This window comes from Verrucomicrobiota bacterium (assembly GCA_016200005.1).
Lineage (GTDB): Bacteria > Verrucomicrobiota > Verrucomicrobiia > Limisphaerales > PALSA-1396 > PALSA-1396.
Genome location: JACQFP010000033.1, coordinates 1 through 23,109, shown reverse-complemented (window position 1 = coordinate 23,109; position 23,109 = coordinate 1). Strand labels below are relative to the sequence as shown.

The following is a 23,109-nucleotide window of genomic DNA, read 5'->3' as shown; positions in this document are numbered from 1 at the left end:
TGTGAAACTTTTCACAAGGTCTGCTAACACTCATTTCCTCCAGTAAGGACGCGCCAAATCACCCTGTATTCATTGATGCTTTCGGCGACACGCAAACGATTGCGCTTAACGCAATGTGGTCATGACCACGGCCATTTCCAGGGCCGTTCGTGCCGCTTCCATGCCGCGGTTGTATTGCTTGCCGAGACACCGCGCTCGCGCCTGTTCCTCGTTTTCCAGCAGCAACACCTCGTGGATGACGGGGATTTCGGTTTCCAACTGAATCTGCATCAGCGCCCGACTTACCGCCTCGCCAATGTGCGCCGCATGCGTTGTTTCGCCGCGTAAAATCACTCCCAGACAAATGATGGCGGAGAGCGGTGCTTGATGCGTGAGGCGTGATGCGTGGGAAGAACCCGCTCGCGCCAACCGCGCAGCGACGACCGGGATCTCGTAAGCGCCCGGCACACGGACGATTTGAATCTTCGCCCCTGCGTGCCGCAATTCCGTCTTGGCCGCGCGCAACATTGCGTCCACGTAACGCGCATTGTAGCGCGATGCGACGATGGCGAACGTCCCTCCAGTGGCGCGCGATTTTTGCCGTTGAACTTTGCGAAGCATAATCAAACTGTTTTAACCCGCGCGACGAAAACCGCTGGTGTCATGATCTCAATGCCAAAAGGCTTTTCCAACGCCAGCAAATCCCGGTCGTGCGACACGATGAATTTTGCCCCGCTGGCCAGCGCACACGCCAGGAAAATATCGTCGGCGAGATCGCGGCTGCGCTGTTTGCCCACCGGTGGTGGCTCGAAATAAGCCGCCTTGTCATGCACCCAGCGAAACAGCGGACGCCACTTCATGCCGTGATATCTTCCCGGCCTGCGCGACAACTCTTCGGCGGTGCGTTCGTATTCGTGTAAAATCTCCTTGGTCACAGCCAGCAGAAACTTTCGACGCGCGAGCAAAACAAAACAGCGGCGCGAAGAACCCATTTGGGAAGCCGCCGCGGAGACAAACACGTTCGTGTCGAAGCCGACCGTCATTTCCGACGTCGCTTTTCAGCGCGGTATTTGCGGACTTCTTCCTGAATCGCTCCCAGCAACTCGGCATCTTCTTCGATTGGCGCGCGGCCATTGTCCATCTCGCGGAACACGCGCGCCAGTTCCGATTCATCCGGCGTAGGCAATTGATACGGCGCAATCATCACATGATTCTCACCGCGCGGAATGACCACCGGCTCGCGCGTTTTGATCACCTGGTCAATCACCCGTCCCAGCCTTGACTTGGCGCTGCTGACACTCAAAACTTTCATGGCCTGAAAATGGACTGCTCTTGGTCTGCTGTCAATCCAACGCGACGAGGACGAAGGTACCGCAGTCCCCGGTCGGGTTGGTTCTGACGAGTTTCAACATGCTATTTGTTACTTTGCGCTACATGCAGTTCGTAAATCTTGGACACGCTAATAAGCTCTCTACCCCGTTTAGCAACGGGTGAATCGCCGATGCACAAAGGCGGTAAAAAACCAAAGACCTCGTCGCCGCCGACTGTTTCCAAATCCTTCTGCCAGCTTCCCCATCGCATTGCCTCGTAATACGTCGCCAAATCGCCTTTGAAACACCAGACAAGAAAATCCGAATAGCCTTTTTCGGTATTTTCCCAAGTTAAAGTGTCCGGCGGAAGATAACAAACCTTGCCACGTTCAAATCCAAGCCCGCCTCCATCAATGGCAAAAAAACCGCCAACGACATCGTCGGCAATAAGCAAAAAGGAGGGTCGCTGACCAGACACTGTAAATGAGCGATCAGAATTCCAGCCCGGCAATGAACGGGGAAGACGTGGGTGGCCGGCGGCTAAGATACGCAACCAACCATGGTCGATTAGAATGCCTCCGCTCTCATAAGTAATTGCTCCCATCGGCGAGCGTGTCGTGACTTGCGTGTTAATCAAAGCTCTCTCGCGCGTGGCGTCATCAGGCGGCGGCAAAATCTCAACAGGGTTTGCAGCTTCCGCGATCCATTGTCGAACCAACGGCCAGGCAGGGTCTTCGCGGTTGATGAGTTCCTGCAAGGTTTTCATCTAGGCCGAAGAAATCGGAGTTCTTAATTCGCAAACTATAACAAATGCCCCAACTTCTCCCGCTTCGTCTTCAAATACTTCGCGTTGTGCGGATTGGCTTTCACTTTGATCGGCACCTGCTCGACAATCTCCAGACCGTAGCCTTCCAGCCCGACGATTTTCTTCGGATTGTTGGTCAGCAACCGAATCGTCTTCAAACCCAGGTCCACAAGGATTTGCGCGCCCAAACCGTATTCGCGCAAGTCCATGGGAAAGCCCAGCTTCTTGTTCGCTTCCACGGTGTCGTAGCCGCGCTCCTGCAATTTGTAGGCCTTGATCTTCGATGCCAGACCAATTCCCCGCCCTTCCTGCCGCATATAAACAATCACCCCGCATCCCTCGTTGGCAACCTGCCGCATCGCCTGATGCAACTGCGGCCCGCAATCGCAGCGGCGCGACCCAAACACATCGCCGGTGAGGCATTCGCTGTGAACGCGCACGAGGACATTCTTTTTACCCGAGACATCGCCTTTAACGATCGCCAGATGATGCTGTCCGTCGGTATGTGAACGGTAGAGATGCAATTCAAAATCCCCGTATTCCGTGGGCATCTTCACCATCTCAACGTGCTCCACCAGCTTCTCGCGGGCGCGACGATGCTTGATCAGCGCTTCAATGGTGCAAATCTTCAGCCGATGTCGCCGGGCAAATCGGATTAACTCCCCCAAACGCGCCATCGACCCATCATCGCTCATGATTTCGCAAATGACGCCGATGGGACGAAACCCCGCGAGCTTCACCAGGTCAACCGCCGCTTCCGTGTGACCTGCCCGTTGCAAAACGCCGCCTGGTCGCGCGCGCAACGGAAAGACATGCCCCGGTTGCACCAGGTCGTCCGGCAACGCCGTCGAGTCCGCCATGATCTCGATCGTGCGCGCCCGATCCGCCGCGCTGATGCCAGTCGTGATTCCTTTGGCGGCATCAACGCTAACCTGAAAGTCGGTTTTGAACGTCTCCCGGTTTTGCAACACCATCCGCTCGATGCCGAGTTGTTTCAGCCGTTCGGAAGTTGTCGGCACGCAGATCAATCCGCGTCCGTGCTTGGCCATGAAATTGACCGTGCCCGCCGTGACAAATTGAGCGGCCATGATCAAGTCGCCCTCGTTCTCGCGGTCGGCATCATCCACCACGATCACCATTTTGCCCTTCTGCAAATCGGCGATCACGGATTCAACTGGGTTCAACCATTTCTTCATAAAGCAAAGACGAGAATATCTGGCCCCAGCCTAATTGCCAGTCAGAAGGGAACGAGCTAAAGACCCAAGCAGCCAAGTACCACAAATACCCAAAGTGACTGCTTGGGTATTTGGGTGTTTGGAGGTTGGGTGTTTTCTACGCCGCCACCGGAATCGCCTCGTCAATCAGCATCACCGGAATATCCTGGCGAATGGGATAAACAAATTTGCCGTCGGCACGAATCAATCCCCCGTCGATTCTTTCCTTCAACAACTGGCCGCCGCGATTTTGCAGTTTTCCCGCCACGATTTGTTCGTTCAACTTGACGATGAGCAACGAGTCAGCGAGCGAGACAGCTTGATGCGTCTCCGGGCAGCAGAGAATCTTCAAGAGTTCAGAATCAATCATAAATCAAGGTTTAACCGCTTTGGTTGCCGCTTCGTAAATCTGCTTCAATGGAACACCAGCCTCCTCCGCCAGTTTTTTGCACGATTCAAATTCCGGCGTCGCTTGGATTGCCTTTCCATCGAGCTTGCCGAGTTTGACGGTCACTTTACCCCACGGTGTTTTGACTTCCGCAAACTCACGTTGCAATTTGCGCCGCTCCGCCATGGTGCGGCGCACGCCAAACGCGCTCGTCTCGCGCAACATCAACTCGGTGAATTTGTCCGCCTCCGCTGCCGCGCACAAAACAGTCAGCAGCACGCCGGGCCGATTCTTCTTCATCTGGATCGGGGTGTGAAACGCATCCAGCGCGCCCGCCGCCAGCGCCTGTTCCACAAAATGGCCGAGCAACTCGGCGTTGATGTCGTCCAGGTTCGTTTCCAGAACCGCGATGGTGTCCGTCTGCCAATCGTGCGCAGCGCCGCTCGTCGCAGTCGTTTCCCCAAGAACCGCGCGCAGCACATTGGGTCGTGTCTGGTTGTCACGCGTCCCGAGGCCAAAACCTATCTTCGTCGCGGTCAATCCTTCCATCGGGCCGAAACGTGCGACAAATTCCGCGAGCAACGCCGCGCCCGTCGGCGTGACCAGTTCATGCGGCTCCTCGCATTGTGAAATCGGAACGCCGCGCTCACCAAGGATCGCCAGTGTGGCCGGTGCGGGAATTGGAAACCGTCCATGCGCACAATTGATCCAACCCGTGCCCTCGACGAGCGGCGACGCCAGAACGCGCGGTCTGTCCAGCAGTTCCAATGCAACACACGCCCCGACGATATCGACAATCGAATCAACCGCGCCGACTTCATGGAAATGCACGTTCTCCGGCGACATCCCGTGAATCTTTCCTTCCGCCACCGCCACGCGATGAAACACAGCGATCGATTTCTGTTTCACCCAATCCGAGAGGGCGCTGGACAGAATCAGCTTCTTGATCTCGGCAAAGTTTCGCCCGTGTTCGTGTTCGTGATGATGATGATCTTCGATGAACTGCGTTTTGTGGGTCTCCGTCCGGCTGCCGCGCTTGAGCTTGAGGATCGCGGTGAATTCGTGTGGCTCGGGCAGTTCATCAGTTGCTTCGAGGTAATCACCGTGGCGTTTGAACTTGAACGATTGCCTTTTTCGGCCGTCACGAATGGTTTCCAACCCGACGTTACTGGCTGTTGGCGGCGCCACCGCCTTTCCCTTGGCATCGTAGAAATAAAGTCGGAAACGTGGCGGAACGTTCGTTTCAAAAACGCTCAACTCTATCTGGCCCGGTGACGTTTTGACGAGCGGGCCGCCATGGGGACTGTGCGAGTGGCTGTGCTCGTGGTCATGGTCGTGATTGTCGTGCTGGTGCGCGTGAGTTGTGCCGTCGGCGTGCGTGTGTTCATGCGTGTGTCCGTGGGCATACTCGTGTTCCAGGTGCACGTCGAACTTGATGCCTTCGATGTTCGCTTTCTGTTTTCGCGCGACGTGCAGATGGTAGCCATCCAGTTTCAGCTTGGCCAACTCGCGCTCCAGTTGAGGAACATTGACGCCAAGGTCAATCAGCGCGCCCAGAAACATGTCCCCACTGATGCCGCTGAAAATATCGAGATAAAGTGTTTTCACGTTTAAAGAAATACTCCTAAGAAAGCCAGTAGTACTTTATCCACCATTCGCGACTCCAGCCAAAAAACCAAAAAACAATTCTGCGGCCGCCTACTCCATCTAACTGCCCAACCTGATAACCTGCTTCGTCCATGATCAAGAACGGTGCGAGAGGAATACCCATTGTTCGATAACGCCACCACCCAACGGGCACTCGTTGCCCTCGCGTACCAGAAGGGCCAAACATACCATAAGGATCGCGAAGATTGACCTGGTGAATTCGGGTCACCTCCGCTATTCGATTGGTGGCTTCTCGCCGGTCCTCTGACCGAGCGAATTCTCGGTTAAATGCTTGCTCTATGTCCACCAAGCCCCATGTTGCTGTAAGCAGCCACAACGAACAATTGATAGATGCGGCCACTCGCAACCACCTTTTGCGTTGTTGATTCATTCCGTCGACGTTGCTTCCAGCGTTTGCCTCGTCAATGCAGTCATGCGATTCAATTGGCGGTCACAGACCGCCGCTCCAAAGCGCGTTGATCTGACTCGCCGCATACCCCGCGCCGAAGCCGTTGTCAATATTCACTACGGTGACGCCGCTCCCGCAACTCGTCAACATGCCGAGCAGCGCCGTGATGCCGCCGAAGTTCGCGCCGTAACCGACACTCGTCGGCACCGCAATCACCGGCTTTGAAACCAGCCCGGCAACCACGCTCGGCAACGCGCCTTCCATGCCTGCCACGACGACGATCACGTTCGCACGTTGAATCAATTCCAGTCGGCTCAACAGCCTGTGCAATCCGGCGACGCCGACATCGTAAATCCGCTCCACGCGATTGCCCATGATGTCCGCCGTGACCGCCGCTTCCTCGGCGACCGGCAAATCGCTCGTGCCGGCGCAGAGAACGGCAATCGTTCCAGCGCGTTTCCGCAATGGCTTCCTTTCAATTGTGACGCAGCGGGGAATTTCGTGATGCACGGTGCGCTTGAATTTTTTGTGTAGCGCCCGCGCGTGCTCCGGAGTGATCCGCGTCACGAGCAACCGCTGTTCGTGTTCGTAAATTCTGGCGGCGATTCTGACCACTTGTGCCGGCGTCTTGCCCGCGCCGAAAATGACCTCCGGGAAACCCTTTCGCAGCGCGCGGTGCGTGTCCACCTGGGCAAAACCGAGGTCGGCCAGCGGCGCCCGTTGAAAGGCGCGCAACACCTTCTCGCGGCGGACGCGGCCGGTGCGAAACAGTTCCAAGAGCTTGGTGGCCTCAGTGATTGTCACGCGACGAGGATGCCATGAAAGTCGCGTGCGGTCACGTAGGAAAAAGTGAATATACTGTTTGCCAGAATTAATTTCCGAATTGCCCCTCACCTCTTCTCTCCCCATCCGATGGGGAGAGGGTGGTCGAAGACCGGGTGAGGGTTCTGCGTATTTGTAGTCGGAAAATTAATTCGGCAACCGCTCTAAATCGATCAGCGCCAAAAGACCTCGACTGCTGACGGTTGATTGGGCGCTCGACTCACTCCCCGCGACCCGCTACCGTCCACGTCATGCAACTCAAGCTGATCAGCCTGCTGGGGCTGGTGGTTTTCGTCGCGCTCGCCTGGGCGATTTCGTTGAACCGTAAATTGTTTCCCTGGCGCACGGTCATCTGGGGCATCGCGCTGCAATTCGTCTTTGCGGTGCTCATTCTTAAGACCGACGCTGGCCACACAGTGTTCGACCTCACCGGGCGCGCGATCACCAAGTTGATTCAATTCTCGAATGAAGGCTGCCAGTTCGTCTTCGGTCCGCTGGCCGTGGACGAAACCATGCGCCAGGTTTTTCCCAACCGCCCGCTGGTATTCGCCGTTCTGGTAACCGGCACGATCATCATCGTCTCGTCGCTTTCTTCGCTGCTCTATCACTGGGGCATTTTGCAAAAAATTGTTCACGCAGTCGCGTGGGTGATGCGCAAGGTGATGCGGACGAGCGGCAGTGAGACGCTTGCGGCAGCAGCCAACATCTTCATGGGTCAGACGGAAGCGCCGTTGGTCATCAAACCTTATGTCGCGCGCATGACACGCAGCGAATTGCTCTGCTTGATGACCGGCGGCATGGCGACCATCGCGGGCGGCGTCGCGGCGGTTTACATTAAAATGGGAATGGACGCCGGGCACAATGACATCGCCGGGCATTTGCTCACCGCGTCCGTGCTGAGCGCGCCGGCGGCGTTGCTCATCTCGAAAGTGATGCTGCCCGAGACCGAGCAAAGCGAAACCGCCGCCACCGCGCCCGCCGACGTGCCCCGCACCACGGCCAACGGCATCGATGCTCTTTGTCGCGGCGCCAGCGAGGGCATGACGCTCGCGATCAATGTCATGGCCATGCTCATTGCGTTCATCGCCGTCGTGGCGCTGGCGAATTATCTCATCACCTTTCCGCAAGCGAAGTTGGGCGTCGCAACCCCGGTCACGTTGCAGACGATCTTCGGCTGGGTGAACGCGCCGTTCGCCTGGCTGATGGGCGTGCCGACGCAGGATTGTCTGAAGATCGGCGGCATCCTCGGGGAGCGCATCGTCCTGAATGAATTCATTGGCTATCTCTCGCTCACCAACCCGAAGACAGTCGTTGATGAACGCAGCTTCGTTCTGGCCACCTACGCATTGTGCGGCTTCGCCAACTTCGCAAGCATCGCCATCCAGGTCGGCGGCATTGGATCGCTCGCGCCTGAGCGTCGCGGCGACATGGCCAAACTGGGCATTCGCGCGATGATCGGCGGATTGTTGGCAAGTTATTTGACGGCCACAGTGGCCGGAATGTTATTATGAGCCGTGCTGAAAATTCTTTTTAAGCTGAGGTTGGCGGTTTAAACTGATCAACATCCGAAATGAGCGGAAGGGCAAAAATAATTTTGTATGCGGGCTTGATCCTGTTCACGGGCGTTTTTGCGGCGGCGTTCTTCCATACGCACGCCGCGGGCTACGGCGTCGGATTTCTCTTGGTGGTGATTACCCTCGGGCTGATCGGCGCGTATGACATCGTCAATTACATGGGCGACCGGACTGAGGAATTGCTGTTCACGGATGCCGAGGAGGAGAGTCTCGATCCCGAATATCTCCAGGCAGAACAGGTGCGCGGCGACGGTGACCCGCTCCAAGCCATCCGGCTTTTGCGCGAGTATGTTCAGAAAAACCCGCGCGATACGAATGCGGCGGTGCGGATCGCGGAGATCTACGACAAGGATTTGAGGAATCAACTGGCCGCTGCGTTGGAGTACGAGGAAGTCCTTAAACTGAAACTGCCGCCGGACCGCTGGGGTTGGTCGGCCATCCGGCTTTGCAATCTGTACTCCAAGCTGCGTCAGCCGGACAAAACTGTCGCGTTGCTGCGCCGCGTGGCGGCGGAATATGGCGAAACCACGGCGGCGGTCAAAGCCCGTGAGCGCCTCGCCAGAATTGATCCAGATTTTGGGAAGCCGGCGGCGGAGATAAAACTAGTCCAAGCTCCACCCAAACCGGCACCGGCAAGTGCCACCCCGCCCGCCTCCAATTTACCGCCCGGATTCAGACCGAAAGACAGTTGAATTTCGCGCTGCCGATGGTTCGACGAGGTTGACCCGCTTGCTTTGCCATGCCGCTTCGACTAACGTCCGCACTTTGATTTCAAACTGAGACAAAGATCATGGCTTATTTGAACGAGAACTATTTGAAACTGAAGGCCGGCTATCTGTTTCCAGAAATCAGCCGGCGCGTGAAGACATTTTGCGACGCCAATCCCGAAGCTGCCAAACGCCTCATCCGCTGCGGCATTGGCGACGTGACCGAGCCGCTGCCACCCGCCGTCATCGCCGCGATGCACAAGGCCGTGGACGAAATGGCCGGGCGTGAGACATTCAAAGGATACGGCCCGGAGCAAGGTTACGAATGGCTTCGCGCCACCATTGCACAAAATGATTTCCGCGATCGTGGTTGCGACGTGGCCGATGACGAAATCTTCGTCAGCGATGGAACGAAGTGTGACACGGGCAACATCCTCGACATTCTTGGCGGCAAAAACAAAATTGCCATCAGCGACCCGGTGTATCCGGTCTATGTGGACACGAACGTGATGGCGGGCCACACGGGTCCTGCCAACGAAGCCGGCACTTACTCCAAGCTCGTTTACCTGCCGTGCCGACCGGGCAACGGTTTCATTCCCGAACCGCCGAAGCGCCAGGTGGACGTGATTTATCTTTGCTCACCGAACAATCCGACCGGCGCGGTCGCCAATCGTCCCCAACTTGAAGCGTGGGTGAAATATGCCCTCGAACACAGGGCGATCATTTTGTTCGACGCGGCGTATGAAGCGTACATCAGCGACCCGGCGCTGCCACATTCGATTTACGAAATCCCCGGCGCGCGCGAGTGTGCCATCGAGTTTCGCAGCTTCTCGAAGAACGGTGGGTTTACTGGCACGCGCTGCGCATTCACCGTCGTGCCCAAGTCCCTCAACGCGCAGACAAAGTCCGGCGAGGCCAAGCCGCTGCATCCGCTTTGGGCGCGGCGCACGACGACGAAGTTCAACGGCGTGAGTTACATCGTGCAGCGCGCCGCAGAGGCGCTTTACTCCGCCGAAGGCAAGGCGCAGGTGAAGTCACTTATCGAACATTACATGGGCAACGCCGCGGTGTTGCGTGCGGGAGCGAAGCAGGCTGGGCTGAAAGTCTTTGGCGGCGTCAGCGCGCCGTACATCTGGGTGCACACGCCAAAGGGTGCCACCAGTTGGCAGGCGTTCGATAAAATCCTCGGCGAGGCAAACGTGGTCATCACGCCCGGTAGCGGTTTTGGTTCAAAAGGCGAAGGCTATTTCCGCATCAGCGCCTTCAACAGCCGCGCCAACGCCGAGGAAGTTGCGCGGCGCTTGCAGGAATTGAAGTGGTGAATCGCGCACCAACCGATATGAGCATTGGTTTACCCAACGATCCTTCAGCGCTTTGTGTCCGGGGGAGTTCACGAACAGCTTCCGGGTCGCACGTTTGCACGGCCTCCGGATACGGACGAATGGTTCATTTAGAATCCGCCAGCACGCGCAAGCCCTTATCACGAAATTCTCCAAGCGAGCGTTGAGCCGCCACGCCTCCCACCCTCGCCGCCCAAACTGGACCGGGACGGTAGCGTCTGGCTCTCCTGCCTGCGGTGGAGAGCCGGCGTCTTGCCGCCTGGAATGGACGGGCGAAGTGTTCAGCACCTCACGCGATTTCCCGGCGCGTTGATGCGCCGGCAGGTCTTTTTCGCCGGGCAGGACGCTCCGGATCTACGGCCGGCGGGGACGCCTGCCGCCACGGGCACGGGGAGAAAATCCATTTCAACCCTGAGAGTGCAGACGCTGGCGGGTTCCAGCCGATGACTGTTTGCGAGCCGTTCGAGCACGGGTCATGGAATCGGCAATTTGAGCTGGTTCATTCGCTTGCGCGCCTGGTCGAGAATCTGTGGCGACTTGGCGGACTTCAGCACCTGGTTCAACGACGTCCCGATGTCAGCGGAATCTTTGGCGTCGAGTTTCTCGGCGATCTTGACGGCCGCGGCGCCGGCCTCATCGGCCACCGCCGGGTCCGACAAATGTGGCGTCACCAATCGAAGCGACTCAACCGAAAGGATGTCTCCCAACCCGGCGAGCACGAGCATTTTTTCCTGGGGACTGGTCGTCAAGGTTGCCGCTTCGGTCAGCATCTTGAGCTTCTCGGCAGGCGTCCCACCTGATTCGCGGGCGAGCCTCACGTAGCCGCGAAAAGCCACATCGCGCTGATTGCCGTTCGCCGCTGAACGCACGACTTGCAAGAGGTCCGGCCCGGCTGCCGCATCGGGCCACTCAGACAGCGCACGCAAGGCGGCATCCCGAACTTCTGCGTTCGGATCACTCAACCCGGCGCGTACCGAAGCGAGGGCTTTCTCTCCGCCGACTGCACCAAGAACGTTGAGCAAGGCTCCTTTTTGTGCAGGCTGCGCGCTCGCCAATGCGGTGATGATTTGTTCAGTGGCCGGTGCAGGCGAACCAGCGCGGGTGCAAATACCGCTCAATGCCTCCGCCAAACCATCGAGGTCTTGCGTGTCGGTCGAACGCAACAACAGTTTTATCAAGTCGGGCACTTCGGCGGGTGTGCCCAGTCTGCCCAGTCTTTGGAGGGTGCTGGCTCTCACCTTGGCGTCGGAGTCGGAGACGGCGGTCAGCAATGCGGGAGCGGCCGTGGCCATCCGGCGTCGGCCGATCAGTTCAATGCCTGCAATCCGACGCTCAGCTTTCGGGCTTTTGACCATATTGAGCACGACCGTGTCAGCTTCCCGGCCCGGAATTCCCGCCAGCCCATCCAGCGCGGCCTGCGAGATTTCGTTTTCCGGGTCCTCGATCAACTCGACCATCACAGGCACGGAGGAAGAATGACCGATGGCGGCCACGGCGCGGAGGGCGGCTACGCGGGTGGCCTTCGCACCTGCCCTTGCCTGGGTGGCAAGCGCGGACACCGCCAAATCGTCACCGCGACTTCCGAGCGCTTGCATGAGGACAATCTGATTGTCGGCTGGGAGTTGCGGCAGGCTGGTCGTCAGCACTCGGGTCACGTCGGCACCGGACATTTCGAGCGACGCACGAACGGCGGCGTTGAACAAGACACGGTCGCTGGAGGTGAGAAATTCTTTGAGCAGCCCAAGACCGCCCTGGCCCCGGGTGATGATGGCGCCGCGCAGCGCACCGGCGCGGACTTGGTGCGGAACTTCGGTCAATCCGCGAAGCCGATCGTAAAGCGCGATGGCCTCTTTTGTTTTGCCTTTGGATGTGAAGGTCTCGGCGCAACGGAACAAACCCTCACAGAACGCGAGCCGGTTCGCGGGCGCGGTTGTCGGGAGGGCATTCTCAATGGCTTTGGCGGCCTCGGCGGTGCCGATTTTGCCGAGCGCACGCGCGGCGGCCTGGGCGACTTCGGGATCGGTATGACCGAGCAATTGCGACAAGGGCTTCACGGCCTTGGCATCTTTGCGCACACCGAGACTGCCGATAACTCCAACGAGCGGCCGGCCTTTGAGCCGCGTCAGTTCGCCGCGTAACGCTTGGTCCACACCAGGGTCGGGGATGGTTTCCAACGCGTAGCGGGCCATGTGGGTGAGTTCCTCATCCGCGAGCAAACCGACGAGCACGGGCACGGCCTTGCTGGTGCCAATGACGGCGAGTTCGCGACAGGCATCGGCCTTTTCCTTCCGACCGGCTTTGGACTTGAGCACACCGATGAGTTTGTCCGGGGATTGCGTGAGGAGGGGCGTGGGCTCGGGCTTGGCAGCTTGCGCGAATGCGCCGGCTGTGGCGCACAACAGCACCGCCGTTAGAAAAATGCTTTTCGTTTTCATGGTTGTTGAGATTGGTGGCTCGTTGATCAAATGATGAACGGTTCGCGCATCGCGCGGGACCGAAGACGGTTGGCCTCGGCGTCGTTGACAAATTCCTCCTTCACCGGATCATAGGTCAGGTCGCGCTTGAGCCACATGCAGATGTTGGCCGCGTGCACGGTACTCATGGAACGGTGCATCACTTCCGCGTTGGCCACCGGCAACTGGCGCGACTTCACGCAATCGAGGAAATTGCGGGTGTGACTCATGGCGCGTTGCGTGCGCGTCTGGTATTCGTGGACCACCTTGTCGAAATCCTCCAGCAACTTGGGTGACGACGCCTCGGTCTTCCGATAGCCGTCGGCGGCGCCGATCCAGCCTTCCGGCCCGTCGAAACGTTCACCACAGGAGCCGTGCCAGTGTTTGTCGCCGCGCGACAGGATGAGCTTCGTGCCGTTGGCAAACTTGGTCACCATGCCGTCGCCGCTGATGTTGTTGACGTATTGGTAGTGGACGGGCGAGGTGTGCAACATGCCGAGTCCCGCCTGGGCTTGGGCAAACGTGTGCGCGCCCCATTCGCCAATGCAGCTTGTGTGGAAGTCGTAATGGCCGCGCCAGCCCCCGCGCGTGTATTCAGGATGGTACGGCCGCCACGGGCACGGGCCGAGCCAGAGGTCCCAATCCGATTGCTCTTTCGGCGGTTCGGGTTGGCCGGGCAGCCAGTCGTGCCGCATCTCGGCCGCGTCCCACGGCGCAATGTGCGCGTAGGCCGTGTGGACCTGGCCGAGCCGCCCGCTGCGGGCCAGTTCAATGGCATAAACATGATTCGCCTCACTCAACCGCTGCGTGCCGGTTTGATAAACGCGGCCGTAGCGTTTGGCCGTATCCGCCACGGCGCGGCCCTCCGCAATGGTCATCGAGGAGGGCTTCTCGGAATAAATGTCCTTGCCCGCGCGCATCGCCCAGATGGCGGCCAGCGCGTGCCAGCGGTCACCGGTCGCGCTCAGGACTGCGTCAATGTCCGTGCGCTCCGCTAGAAACTCGCGGATGTCCGCGTAGAGCTTGCAATCGGTGTTGCCGTAATGCTCGTCCACGAATTTCTTTACGATTTCGCGCCGCGCCTTCTGCGGATCGCAGGTGGCGACGAACTGCACGTCCTTCTCGGGCAGCATCGCGCGCAGATCGTCCCGGCCGCGCCCGCCGATGCCGATGCCGCCCAGCACAATACGTTCGCTCGGCGCCACCGCGCCACCGCGTCCCAGGGCCGAGGCGGGAATGATAGTGGGCGCGAGCGCCAGGCCCGTGGCGGCGGCGAAAGTGCTTTTGAGAAATTTCCTGCGGTGAAGTTTTTTCATGATTCGTGAGAAGTTTGGGTCCTGCGTTTCCGGTACCCGTGAGACTTGGCATTCGGTCCTGCCGATCCTTCGTGTAACGCAGACGCGGAGTCGTGTCAAGGAATTCGATTTCAAACTTTCAACCAAACCCGTCTGGAGTCGCACCTTCCGTTGCAGTCCGCATGAGCAACCGTTGTTAAGCCGGTGATTTTCCCAGGCGATGACTACGCGAGAATGTGCCCGGTCGTGTTGCCCACGATCCAGGTCGGGCGCGCATCGAGCCGTTGGAATTTTGCTGAAAGCTTCCTATGTTCAATCCCGTGGTCGTGACCAGGGCAGTGTAGCCCAATTCATCCATGAAGATGTAAACGAACCCTGGCTTGAAAAGCCGCCGCTGCGCTCCAGTGGTTCATTTGGCCGGCAGCGCGTACACTTCAATTTCCTGCCAGCAATTCAACGCACTCAAACTGCCGCCACGGGTGAAGCTGCGCACGTAACGGGCAGTGACACCTTTGCCGTCAACGATTCGCCCCGCGTGCTTCTCGAAATATTCGCGGTCGGTGCCGACACCGAGACCGGAGGAGTTGTCCACGTCGTTGTTGAACAGCGTCGTCACGCCATTTTTGAATTCTGGATCGTCGGAAACCTGCACGATCACGTCGTGCATCACCTGGACGTAACGGTGGTCGTGCCACAGAACGATGGCGTAAATCGCGACACTCTCGCCCAAGTCCACTTGCACCCATTGCGAACCCTTCTTCATCTCCACCGCGTCGTAGTCGAACGCCTCCTTCTTGCCGTCGGTGATCTGGCTCAACTCGCCGGTGAACGGTTTGACGCTGCTGGTCACCGGCTTGCCGGCGGCGACGTTCTTCACGCCCTTGGGCACGAAGAACGCGGGGCGCGGTTTGTCCGAAGGCGGCTCAATGTTCGGCCCGGCGGGCAGGTCGGCCGGCGTGCCCTTGAGTGTGGGGGCGGGCAATTGCAAGGCCAACGACTCAGTGGCGGCGGCGACGGGACTTGTCGTCTCGGCGGCGCGCGCAGGTTCGCCGAGCAGCAACGCGGCCACGGTCACGGCGAGGGCAAGTCCGCATTCGAAACCGGAAGTCAATCGAAGAAATTTTTCAGAATTCATCTTTCTTAACACAGGATAACCGAATGTTTCGGCTTATTGAAAATCATACATGAATTGCAGCGCGTCAAAAAGCAATTTCCCAACAGATGGACACCAAGCACGCAGATTTACCAACCGCAGCCAGTTTCGATACGAGTTGACCTTGCCTGCCCACTTGCCTGCTTCGTTTCGTCGAATCCCTTGAATCCGAAGTTCGTCAGTGCCATGTGCGTTCGTCCGCGTGCCTTTGCGGTTTAATTCGTCATGCCAAGGGCAGGGAAAAATCGAAGCTTGGCGTTTGCCGTGCGGCGTTCTACAACATCATTACTATCGACCTATGAAAATATCTACAACCCAAGCGTCGGTGTCTCGAAACTGGCGAATACTTCTCACCACACTGCTCGCGTTCTACACTGCCGCAATGCAGGCCGGATTCACAATCGCCGAAAAAGGCAAAGCGAACTGCGCCATCATCCGCCAGGCCGATGCGACCGAGGCCGAACGTTACGCGGCCAATGAACTGGCGCAGACATTGAAGCAAATCACCGGCGCGGATTTTGAGGTGCGGGACGGAATGGAGAAAGCGCCCAGCCGCGCGATCATCATCGGGCCAGGCGCGGCGGCAAAGAAGTATTTTCCGGACGTTGACTTTGAAAAACTCGGCGGCGAAGAGCTTGTCATTCGCACAAAAGGGAACAGATTGTTGCTGGCGGGTGGCCGGCCGCGTGGAACGCTTTACGCGGTGAACCGGTTTCTCGATGAGCAATGTGGCGTGCGCTGGTGGGCACCGTGGGCCTCTAATGTTCCGCAACAACCAAATCTGCGCATTCCAAATTTGAACAAGCGGGAGAAACCGGCGTTTGAATATCGCGAGCCGTTTTGGTTTCCCGCGTTCGACGGGAAATGGGCGGCGCGAAATTATTACAACGGCAACAGCGCGCGCCTCACGCCGGCGATGGGCGGCAAAATCAGTTACAAAGGGTTCGTCCATACGTTTTACCCGCTCGTGCCGCCGGAGAAGTATTTCAAGGACCATCCCGAATGGTACAGCCTGATCGATGGCAAACGAACGACGAACAAGGCGCAGTTGTGTCTTACCAATCCCGACCTTCGCGATTTCATGGTTGAGCGCGTGAAGGAGTGGCTGCGCGAATCGCCGGAGGCAACGATCATTTCCGTGTCGCAAAACGACTGGCACGGTGCGTGTCAGTGTGAAAATTGCAAAGCCATCGATGACGCCGAGGGCAGTCACGCCGGCACGATGTTGAGCTTCGTGAATTATGTGGCGGAAAAAGTCGGGCGCGATTTCCCGAATGTCGCCATAGACACGCTCGCGTATCAATACACCCGCCGCGCGCCCAAGACCATCAAGCCGCTCCCCAATGTGATCGTGCGGCTCTGTTCCATCGAATGCAATTTCGGCGTGCCGCTGGAAGATCCGGCCAACGCAACGTTCGCGCAGGACATGCGCGACTGGTCAAGAATCTGCAACCGGCTTTACGTTTGGGATTACACCACCGACTTCGCCCACTACGTGCAGCCGCATCCGAACTGGTTTTCGCTCGGCCCAAACGTCCGCTTTTTTCATCAGCACAACACTAAAGGATTGTTCGAGCAGGGCGCTTATCAATCTCACGGTTCGGAAATGGCGGAGTTGCGCGCCTGGGTTCTGGCGCGGCTGCTTTGGAATCCGAACCAGGATGACAAAGCTCTGATCAAAGAGTTTTTGGAAGGCTACTACGGCGCCGCGGCGGCAAAAATCATCCAGGAGTATTTCAACGTGATGTATCAGGCGTCGCGTGGCTACAACCTGACCTGCTTTTCCAAAACCGGCACCCCGTTTTTCAAATTTGAACCGCTGTCGCGCGCGGAGAAACTGTGGCAACAGGCCGAAGCGGCGGTGAAGGATGATCCCGAAAAACTCTGGCGCGTGCGGCAAGGTCACCTGCCGGTTCGTTACGTCTGGCTGGAGCGGTGGACGGCGCTACAAAGTGAATGCATGGAAACCGGGGCAACCTGGCCGCTGTCGGCTTCGCGCAAAGCAGTGGCCGATGAATGGTTGTCCGTCGCCACCGGGCCGGGGCCGGAAGGTTGGTCCAAGATGACAACCTTGAGGGAATCCGGTCTGACACCCGAAGCCTTTGTGGCGAGATTCGACGAGGACCCTCCGCCGTTGGAGCAGAAACCGGAATCCAAAAACTAAATTCATCATGAGCACTCAATGTAAAATCGGCCGACGAGAGTTTCTTAAGCGCGGCAGCCAATTCGCCGGCGGATTCATGCTGGCGTCCGCCATGCCCGCTTCCGCGTTCGCCGCCACTGGCAAACGCGTGAAAGTTGCCGCGGTCATCACGGCCTTCACGTACCGCAGCCATGCCCACGTTATTCTGGAAAACTTCGTCGAGCCGTATCTGTTCAACGGCAAATGGATTTCTCCCGACATGGACGTGGTCAGCCTGTATGCGGACCAGTTTCCGGACGGCGAACTGGGTCGCGCGTTTGCGGAGAAGTACAGAATTCCAATCTACAAGACGATCAACGAAGCGCTCTGTCTCGGCGGTGACAAGCTGGCCGTCGATGCCGTGCTCTCCATCGGCGAACACGGAACCTATCCGGTCAACGAGAAGGGACAGTGTGAATATCCCCGCAAACGTTTCTTCGACGAAATCGTGGCGGTGTTTCGGCGGAGCGGCAAGGTGGCGCCAGTTTACAATGACAAGCATTTGTCGTATCGCTGGGATTGGGGGAAGGAAATGTACGACACCTCGCGCGAACTGAATTTTCCTTTCATGGCTGGCAGCTCCGTGCCGCTGGCGCAACGGCGTCCACCGCTGGAACTCCCCGCACGGGCGAAGATTCAGGAAGCGGTTTCGATCCACGGCGGCGGTGTGGAATCGTATGACTTTCACGGCCTCGAAGTACTTCAGTCGATGATTGAAGCACGGCGAAGTGGAGAGACTGGCGTCGTGCGGGTGCAATTTCTCCAGGGCGACGCGCTTTGGAAGGCGGCGGCGGACGGACTCTGGTCGGTGCAACTGGCGCAAACTGCGTTGGACGCCGAACCGAGTTCAGGACGCCCTCCGGCGAAAGAGTTGATTCGTCCACCGAAGCCCGGCGATACAGGCACGCCATTTGTTTCGCACGGTATCCTTCTGAATTACCGCGATGGTCTGCGCGCCGTCGTGCTCGCAGCCGCGACCGGCGGCATCAAGTGGCACTTCGCCTGTCAGCTCGCGGGGGAACAGCAACCTCGCGCGACGAGTTTTTACGTTGGTCCGTGGCAAAACCGGAATCTCTTCAAGGCGTTATCACACGCCATTCAAACGCACTTTCGCGAGCGGCGCGCGCCGTATCCGGTCGAGCGGACGCTGCTCGTGACCGGGATTCTGGATGCGGAAATGGAATCCCGCTTTCAAGGCGGTAAGCCGATGGACACACCGCAGTTGGCCATCGCTTACCAGCCACGTGATTATCGAAAGATGCGCGAGCTGGGCGCGAGTTGGAAAATCATCACCGAAGACATACCGGAGCCGAAGGGTATTGAGATGTGGAGAAAGCCATGAGCGCCCCGGAAGTTCTGCAACGCAAGCACACGCGCCGCGAGTTCCGCGAACGGATGCAATCCGGTGAATTAAAGGCGTGCATCATTCCCGTGGCCGCCATCGAGCAACACCTCGAACATCTCGCCATGGAACACGATTGGCGCAGCGTGTGTCACGTCGCCACGGCCGTGGCCGAACGGCTGCGACCGCACGTGCTGGTGGCGGAAGGATTGATGGCTGGCATCAGCGAACATCACATGCGGCATCCGGGCACGTTGTCATTGCGGCCCGGGACGTTTCTGGCCGTGTTGTCCGACTTGATCGATAGCGTTGTGCGGGCGGGTTTCAAAAACGTTTTGGTCCTCAATGGTCATGGTGGTAATACCGCGCCGGTCAACGGCACGTGGGAGCAGTTTCAGCGGATGAATCAGGTCAATCTCCATTTTCTTTCCTACTGGGACGTGCTTACTGAAGCGGATGCAAAGGAATTGCTCAAGAGTGGACATCGACTTCCTGACGACCTGCCCGGCCACGCGCAGGAATTTGAAACGGCTTTCGCGTTAGCGGCCTTTCCCGAGAACGTGCGCACGAAAATGTGGACGGATCAGACGGACAAAAAGCCATCGATGGCTACAGCGCAACAAGGTGAGGAATTCATCAAACGAATTGTGGAGCGGGTGACGGTTTACGTGCAGCAAATGATCGACAAGAAGCGCGTCGCCAAAACCCCGCCCTATTTCCCATGAGCCTACACTTGCACGAAGCGGTGCTCCCTCTCCCCTTCCGAAGGGGAGAGGGTCAGGGTGAGGGGTTTGGCGGGGGTGACGACGAAGGAGTTTGTCAATGGCAGCAGGGCTATTCCCCCTCACCCCGGCCCTCTCCCCCTCTGCGGGGGAGAGGGAGAATCTCTCCTGCGACTCCTGGTTTTCTCGTCCATCCCTCGCCCCCCTCAGCATGAGTGCCGCGCCCGCATCCCGCTTCGGCGGTTGGAAGTGGTGGGTCTGCGGCTTGTTGCTGCTCGCCACGACCATCAATTACATGGACCGCCAGACGCTCTCACCGCGTGGACGACGAATTATAACCAGCTTCTCTTCTGCCGCACGTTGCTTGGGCTATTCGAGGCCGGCCACTGGCCCTGCGCGCTGAAGACCACGCATCTCCTGCTTTCGGAGCGAGACCGCACCATGGGCAACAGCGTGCTGCAAAGCGGCGCGTCCATCGGCGCCATCATCACGCCGCTCGTGATGCGCTTCATGATGACCGACGCGCCGGGAAGCTGGCGACTGCCGTTCCAAGTCGTCGGGGCGTTCGGAATGCTGTGGGTTCTGGCGTGGTTCGCGTTCATTCGCCCGCGCGACTTGAGCGGCATGTCGCAATCGAATGGCAGCCCGGCGGCGACAAGCGCTGGCCGGGAATCGCTTTGGAGCGTTGTGGTCAGCCGTCGCTTCGCGGTCACGTTGGTCATCGTCTTTTGCATTCACACCACCTGGCAGCTTTTGCGCGTGTGGCTGCCAATGTTTCTCCAAAAAGGTCGCGGTTACAGCGAGAGCGATGCACTGTACTTCAACTCGCTCTACTTTGTCGCCACGGACATCGGGTGCATTACGGCGGGCGCGGCGTCGCTCTGGCTGGCGCGTCGCGGCCTCACACCCCACGCCGCGAAGTGCCGCGTCTATCTCGCCTGCTCGTTGTTGACGGCGCTCACCGTCCTCGTCTCGGTGCTGCCCAAAGGCTGGCCGCTGCTCGCCGCGCTGCTGGTTGTCGGTGCGGCCACGCTGGGCCTGTACCCGTGCTTCTACTCGTTCGTGCAGGAGATTTCGTCGCAGCATGTCGGCAAAATGATCGGCCTGCTGGGCACGCTGGTGTGGGCCATTTCCTCCCCGGTGCACAAATACTTCGGCCGCTATGTGGATCAGACCCAGTCGTTCGATCTGGGCATAGCGATAGTGGGGTTGACGCCGCTGGTGGGTTACTTTGCGCTGCGACTGTTCTGGGACAAGCCGAAGGAACGAACGGCGAGGAGAAACGGATGATGCACAGTGCATCCACGAGCTGGCGGTGAAGGCGCGCGGCGTTCACGCCGCTTCAGCGTCCAAACCGAATGGCGTGCCTGATTTGCATTCGATGCTGCCGGTTGTTCGGGAGGTGAAGCGGCGTGAACGCCGCGCGCCTCCTGCTCTGCAATTGCAATTCGCACTGAGCTACACCACCCACTCTGTCACGACCCCACGCAAATCCATTTCGTATTCGATGTCGATCACCGGCGGCCGAGTATAGTGCCAGGTCACGCCATGGCGACGCGCGGCCGGCAAGTCGGGGAGCACCAGCGTCTCGATGAGCGGATACAGCGGATGAATCGTGTAAGCGTTGACCGCCGTGACTTCCTCCCAACTGCCGCCCAGACCACGCAGACGTTCGGCCATCACCTCACACACGTAGCGCGCCTTTTCCGCGATGGCCTCGGCCGAGGTCTCGCCCCGACGCAGGATGCCGTCATTGACGAGATTGCCTTCCACCAACTCACCCGCGCCAGCGACGATGAAAGTCTGGCGTCGGCAATCGGCGTTCGGACGAACGAAAGAAAAGGCATGCAGCACTGGCTCCGGGCCAGCCAGTGCGATCGGGCAGACGTTGGTTCGCGCGATGGGGTTCACGCCGTCCACGAACACGCCCCACTCCTCCAACACCGCGCAATAGCCGCGGTTGAACTCGATGAACCCCGGCATGGTGAACGGCTGGGGCGAACGCAATTCCATGGCGCAAAGTTCGGCGCGCTGGCGACCCTGCTTGCGGAGAAAGCGATCCACGAAATCAAAGCCCTCACGCCACGGCATCGCAACATCCAGCGTGACGTGAACGATCTCGTGGCCTGGATTTGCAATCACGCCGCACGAATAAGGAGCAATGCCAGGGAGAAAACGGTAAGAACCACCGAGATGCGAGACGAGAGGGGTCATGGAGTAAGCTCGAAATCCGAAATCCGAATTTCCGAAGCCCGAAGGAAGATCGAAATCCGAAGGCCGAAATGGGCTTGGGCCGCAGGATGGAAAAAGTGCTGCCGGACCGACGGCTGGGACAGTAGCTTTCGGGCCTCGGACTTCGGATTTCTTTCGGATCTCGGATTTTGCACTTCGGATTTCGGACTGACCCGAGAAATCAAACCACGCGCCCAGCCGATGTGTCGAGCGTGAAACCGCGTGGATGAACAAGGAATGCAGTCTGTCCCGGCGGCTGATGCAAATCGTCGCTTGCAGGCAGCGGTGTCGAAGCGTAATTTCGCGGCATGAATTATCTGACCGTTGAAGTCGAACTTGACCACGGGCACGTTGTGTCGAAAGGCGCGGAGAGCCTGCCGGAAAAAGCGTCCGGTCTGCTCACTATCCTCGCCCCGACGACGCTGTCGCAAGCGCGTCCCATCGGTCTCGCTAAGGGTCAGTTCACCGTGCCGGATGACTTCAACGCCCCGCTGCCGGAAGACGTTTTGCAGACGTTTGAAGGCAAATGAGAATCCTGCTGGACACCTGCGAATTCCTCTGGCTCGTGTCCGGCGACGCCAAATTGTCCGCCACCGTTTCCGCTGCGATTCGCGACCCAAACAATCAGGTCTTCTTGAGCGCCGTTTCGTTCTGGGAAATCACCGTCAAACACAGCCTCGGCAAACTACCCCTGCCGCAACCGCCCGCGCAATTCATCCCGCAGCAACGCGAAAAACATCTCATCGCGCCGCTGGCTTTGGATGAAGCCGCCGTCGCGCAGTTGGGCGGACTGCCCGCGCTGCATCGCGATCCCTTCGACCGGATGCTGGTCTGTCAGGCGCAAGCGCACGGTCTGACGCTCGTTTCGTCCGATCCGCTCATCCGCCAGTATCCTGTGGCACTGCTTTGAGCGGCCTGCGCGGCGAACGCCGGACGCCGCGCCGCCGAACAACAACCCTCACCAGTGATGGCCGGAGGTTTTGGCCGTGCGCCCTCATTTCAGAAACAAATCCCAAACCTTCGCGCGCCGCGCTTTGCCCGCCGGCCCTTCGATCCAAAGCGTGACGGTGAACTCGCCGCCTTTTTCGTAGCGGTGCTGCGGATGGCGTTCGGTCGAAGTCTGGCCGTCGCCAAAGTCCCACTTCCACGAGGTGATTTCGCCCTGCGACTCATCGCGAAACGCGACCAATCGCCGCGCGGGGTCCACGACTTGAAACGACCACCGCGCTTCGATGGGCTTGCGCAAGCTCGGCTCGAGCGGCATCAGTCGAAACGCGCAAAGGTCGGACGCGTTGCCGTACATCGTCGTTTTGTGGGAGAGATTCCAAAACGCTTTGTAGTGCTCGGCTTTTTCGTCGTCGTAATCGAGCACCGCCCACGACAGACCGATGATCGCATTTTCCTTGAGCTGGCACACGACCGCGCGCCCCGGGCCTTCGGCGGGTGCGTAGTCAAAAGGCGTGATCCAGAATTCCAGCACCAGCTTGCCGCTCTGGCCGGGGCGGAAACTGTAGCGTTGCGCGGCGTTGGCGTAG

At 58.8% G+C, this 23,109-nt stretch carries 21 protein-coding genes and 1 pseudogene; 9 read left to right on the top strand and 13 right to left on the bottom strand.

Annotated elements, in window-relative coordinates:
- Positions 1 to 105 precede the first annotated feature (105 nt).
- From ribH to larB, 8 genes are all read right to left on the bottom strand, one after another.
- Entirely contained in the window at positions 106 to 600 is a 495-nt protein-coding gene (ribH, locus tag HY298_12125) for a 6,7-dimethyl-8-ribityllumazine synthase (protein MBI3851006.1), read from the bottom strand.
- Between the two features lie 2 nt (positions 601 to 602).
- The gene (locus HY298_12120; GenBank protein ID MBI3851005.1) at positions 603 to 1,022 is read right to left on the bottom strand and encodes a putative toxin-antitoxin system toxin component, PIN family; all 420 of its coding nucleotides are present in this window, start codon (positions 1,020 to 1,022) and stop codon (positions 603 to 605) included.
- Positions 1,019 to 1,291 (bottom strand): hypothetical protein, encoded by a 273-nt coding sequence (locus HY298_12115; GenBank protein ID MBI3851004.1) that lies wholly within the window; start codon positions 1,289 to 1,291, stop codon positions 1,019 to 1,021. The genes HY298_12120 and HY298_12115 overlap by 4 nt, the downstream gene beginning before the upstream one ends.
- Before the next feature lie 101 nt (positions 1,292 to 1,392).
- The gene (locus HY298_12110) at positions 1,393 to 2,055 is read right to left on the bottom strand and encodes a DUF2625 domain-containing protein (protein MBI3851003.1); all 663 of its coding nucleotides are present in this window, start codon (positions 2,053 to 2,055) and stop codon (positions 1,393 to 1,395) included.
- A gap of 35 nt (positions 2,056 to 2,090) precedes the next feature.
- Positions 2,091 to 3,290, bottom strand: a complete 1,200-nt coding sequence (locus tag HY298_12105) for a bifunctional 3,4-dihydroxy-2-butanone-4-phosphate synthase/GTP cyclohydrolase II (protein MBI3851002.1) — start codon at positions 3,288 to 3,290, stop codon at positions 2,091 to 2,093.
- A gap of 136 nt (positions 3,291 to 3,426) precedes the next feature.
- Positions 3,427 to 3,678: a hypothetical protein gene (locus tag HY298_12100; protein MBI3851001.1), complete on the bottom strand. Its 252-nt coding sequence runs from the start codon at positions 3,676 to 3,678 to the stop codon at positions 3,427 to 3,429.
- A gap of 3 nt (positions 3,679 to 3,681) precedes the next feature.
- Positions 3,682 to 5,304, bottom strand: coding sequence for a nickel pincer cofactor biosynthesis protein LarC (larC, locus tag HY298_12095; protein ID MBI3851000.1), 1,623 nt, complete (start codon positions 5,302 to 5,304; stop codon positions 3,682 to 3,684).
- Between the two features lie 490 nt (positions 5,305 to 5,794).
- A complete protein-coding gene (larB, locus tag HY298_12090; GenBank protein ID MBI3850999.1) occupies positions 5,795 to 6,661 on the bottom strand; it encodes a nickel pincer cofactor biosynthesis protein LarB in 867 nt (288 codons plus the stop codon).
- A 164-nt stretch (positions 6,662 to 6,825) separates the two neighbouring features.
- Here larB and HY298_12085 point away from each other — a divergent pair, with 164 nt between their 5' ends.
- From HY298_12085 to HY298_12075, 3 genes are all read left to right on the top strand, one after another.
- Complete coding sequence (locus tag HY298_12085) at positions 6,826 to 8,085, top strand: Na+ dependent nucleoside transporter domain protein (GenBank protein ID MBI3850998.1); 1,260 nt, start codon at positions 6,826 to 6,828, stop codon at positions 8,083 to 8,085.
- A gap of 59 nt (positions 8,086 to 8,144) precedes the next feature.
- Positions 8,145 to 8,840, top strand: coding sequence for a hypothetical protein (locus HY298_12080; GenBank protein ID MBI3850997.1), 696 nt, complete (start codon positions 8,145 to 8,147; stop codon positions 8,838 to 8,840).
- Between the two features lie 98 nt (positions 8,841 to 8,938).
- Positions 8,939 to 10,177: an LL-diaminopimelate aminotransferase gene (locus HY298_12075; protein MBI3850996.1), complete on the top strand. Its 1,239-nt coding sequence runs from the start codon at positions 8,939 to 8,941 to the stop codon at positions 10,175 to 10,177.
- Positions 10,178 to 10,668: 491 nt separating this feature from the next.
- On the opposite strand, the gene HY298_12070 is transcribed toward HY298_12075, so the two are convergent.
- From HY298_12070 to HY298_12060, 3 genes are all read right to left on the bottom strand, one after another.
- Entirely contained in the window at positions 10,669 to 12,630 is a 1,962-nt protein-coding gene (locus HY298_12070; protein MBI3850995.1) for a HEAT repeat domain-containing protein, read from the bottom strand.
- A gap of 26 nt (positions 12,631 to 12,656) precedes the next feature.
- Positions 12,657 to 13,964 (bottom strand): Gfo/Idh/MocA family oxidoreductase, encoded by a 1,308-nt coding sequence (locus HY298_12065; GenBank protein ID MBI3850994.1) that lies wholly within the window; start codon positions 13,962 to 13,964, stop codon positions 12,657 to 12,659.
- 388 nt (positions 13,965 to 14,352) lie between these two features.
- Positions 14,353 to 15,078 (bottom strand): hypothetical protein, encoded by a 726-nt coding sequence (locus HY298_12060; protein MBI3850993.1) that lies wholly within the window; start codon positions 15,076 to 15,078, stop codon positions 14,353 to 14,355.
- Between the two features lie 316 nt (positions 15,079 to 15,394).
- Between HY298_12060 and HY298_12055 the strand changes: the two genes are divergently transcribed.
- The 4 genes from HY298_12055 to HY298_12040 all read left to right on the top strand — a co-directional run bounded on the left by HY298_12055 (position 15,395) and on the right by HY298_12040 (position 20,632).
- Entirely contained in the window at positions 15,395 to 17,260 is a 1,866-nt protein-coding gene (locus HY298_12055; protein ID MBI3850992.1) for a DUF4838 domain-containing protein, read from the top strand.
- A gap of 7 nt (positions 17,261 to 17,267) precedes the next feature.
- Complete coding sequence (locus tag HY298_12050) at positions 17,268 to 18,620, top strand: hypothetical protein (protein MBI3850991.1); 1,353 nt, start codon at positions 17,268 to 17,270, stop codon at positions 18,618 to 18,620.
- Positions 18,617 to 19,345, top strand: a complete 729-nt coding sequence (locus HY298_12045; protein MBI3850990.1) for a creatininase family protein — start codon at positions 18,617 to 18,619, stop codon at positions 19,343 to 19,345. Before HY298_12050 ends, HY298_12045 begins: the two co-directional genes overlap by 4 nt.
- 249 nt (positions 19,346 to 19,594) lie before the next feature.
- A complete protein-coding gene (locus tag HY298_12040; GenBank protein MBI3850989.1) occupies positions 19,595 to 20,632 on the top strand; it encodes an MFS transporter in 1,038 nt (345 codons plus the stop codon).
- Positions 20,633 to 20,800: 168 nt separating this feature from the next.
- On the opposite strand, the gene HY298_12035 is transcribed toward HY298_12040, so the two are convergent.
- The gene (locus tag HY298_12035) at positions 20,801 to 21,556 is read right to left on the bottom strand and encodes a hypothetical protein (protein ID MBI3850988.1); all 756 of its coding nucleotides are present in this window, start codon (positions 21,554 to 21,556) and stop codon (positions 20,801 to 20,803) included.
- A gap of 446 nt (positions 21,557 to 22,002) precedes the next feature.
- On the opposite strand from HY298_12035, the pseudogene HY298_12030 reads away from it, so the two are divergent.
- Positions 22,003 to 22,104, top strand: a pseudogene (locus tag HY298_12030) (type II toxin-antitoxin system Phd/YefM family antitoxin).
- Positions 22,101 to 22,484, top strand: coding sequence for a type II toxin-antitoxin system VapC family toxin (locus HY298_12025; protein MBI3850987.1), 384 nt, complete (start codon positions 22,101 to 22,103; stop codon positions 22,482 to 22,484). Before HY298_12030 ends, HY298_12025 begins: the two are co-directional and overlap by 4 nt.
- 84 nt (positions 22,485 to 22,568) lie before the next feature.
- Here the strand turns inward: HY298_12025 and HY298_12020 are convergent.
- On the bottom strand, positions 22,569 to 23,109 hold a 541-nt coding region (locus HY298_12020), incomplete at its 5' end, for a PKD domain-containing protein (protein MBI3850986.1).

Excerpts from the sequence above, each read along its gene's own strand:
- ribH (MBI3851006.1), bottom strand. The coding sequence starts at position 600 with ATGCTTCGCAAAGTTCAACGGCAAAAATCGCGCGCCACTGGAGGGACG.
- HY298_12120 (MBI3851005.1), bottom strand. The coding sequence starts at position 1,022 with ATGACGGTCGGCTTCGACACGAACGTGTTTGTCTCCGCGGCGGCTTCC.
- HY298_12115 (MBI3851004.1), bottom strand. The coding sequence starts at position 1,291 with ATGAAAGTTTTGAGTGTCAGCAGCGCCAAGTCAAGGCTGGGACGGGTG.
- HY298_12110 (MBI3851003.1), bottom strand. The coding sequence starts at position 2,055 with ATGAAAACCTTGCAGGAACTCATCAACCGCGAAGACCCTGCCTGGCCG.
- HY298_12105 (MBI3851002.1), bottom strand. The coding sequence starts at position 3,290 with ATGAAGAAATGGTTGAACCCAGTTGAATCCGTGATCGCCGATTTGCAG.
- HY298_12100 (MBI3851001.1), bottom strand. The coding sequence starts at position 3,678 with ATGATTGATTCTGAACTCTTGAAGATTCTCTGCTGCCCGGAGACGCAT.
- larB (MBI3850999.1), bottom strand. The coding sequence starts at position 6,661 with ATGGGGAGAGAAGAGGTGAGGGGCAATTCGGAAATTAATTCTGGCAAA.
- HY298_12085 (MBI3850998.1), top strand. The coding sequence starts at position 6,826 with ATGCAACTCAAGCTGATCAGCCTGCTGGGGCTGGTGGTTTTCGTCGCG.
- HY298_12080 (MBI3850997.1), top strand. The coding sequence starts at position 8,145 with ATGAGCGGAAGGGCAAAAATAATTTTGTATGCGGGCTTGATCCTGTTC.
- HY298_12075 (MBI3850996.1), top strand. The coding sequence starts at position 8,939 with ATGGCTTATTTGAACGAGAACTATTTGAAACTGAAGGCCGGCTATCTG.
- HY298_12070 (MBI3850995.1), bottom strand. The coding sequence starts at position 12,630 with ATGAAAACGAAAAGCATTTTTCTAACGGCGGTGCTGTTGTGCGCCACA.
- HY298_12065 (MBI3850994.1), bottom strand. The coding sequence starts at position 13,964 with ATGAAAAAACTTCACCGCAGGAAATTTCTCAAAAGCACTTTCGCCGCC.
- HY298_12060 (MBI3850993.1), bottom strand. The coding sequence starts at position 15,078 with ATGAATTCTGAAAAATTTCTTCGATTGACTTCCGGTTTCGAATGCGGA.
- HY298_12055 (MBI3850992.1), top strand. The coding sequence starts at position 15,395 with ATGAAAATATCTACAACCCAAGCGTCGGTGTCTCGAAACTGGCGAATA.
- HY298_12050 (MBI3850991.1), top strand. The coding sequence starts at position 17,268 with ATGAGCACTCAATGTAAAATCGGCCGACGAGAGTTTCTTAAGCGCGGC.
- HY298_12045 (MBI3850990.1), top strand. The coding sequence starts at position 18,617 with ATGAGCGCCCCGGAAGTTCTGCAACGCAAGCACACGCGCCGCGAGTTC.
- HY298_12035 (MBI3850988.1), bottom strand. The coding sequence starts at position 21,556 with ATGACCCCTCTCGTCTCGCATCTCGGTGGTTCTTACCGTTTTCTCCCT.
- HY298_12025 (MBI3850987.1), top strand. The coding sequence starts at position 22,101 with ATGAGAATCCTGCTGGACACCTGCGAATTCCTCTGGCTCGTGTCCGGC.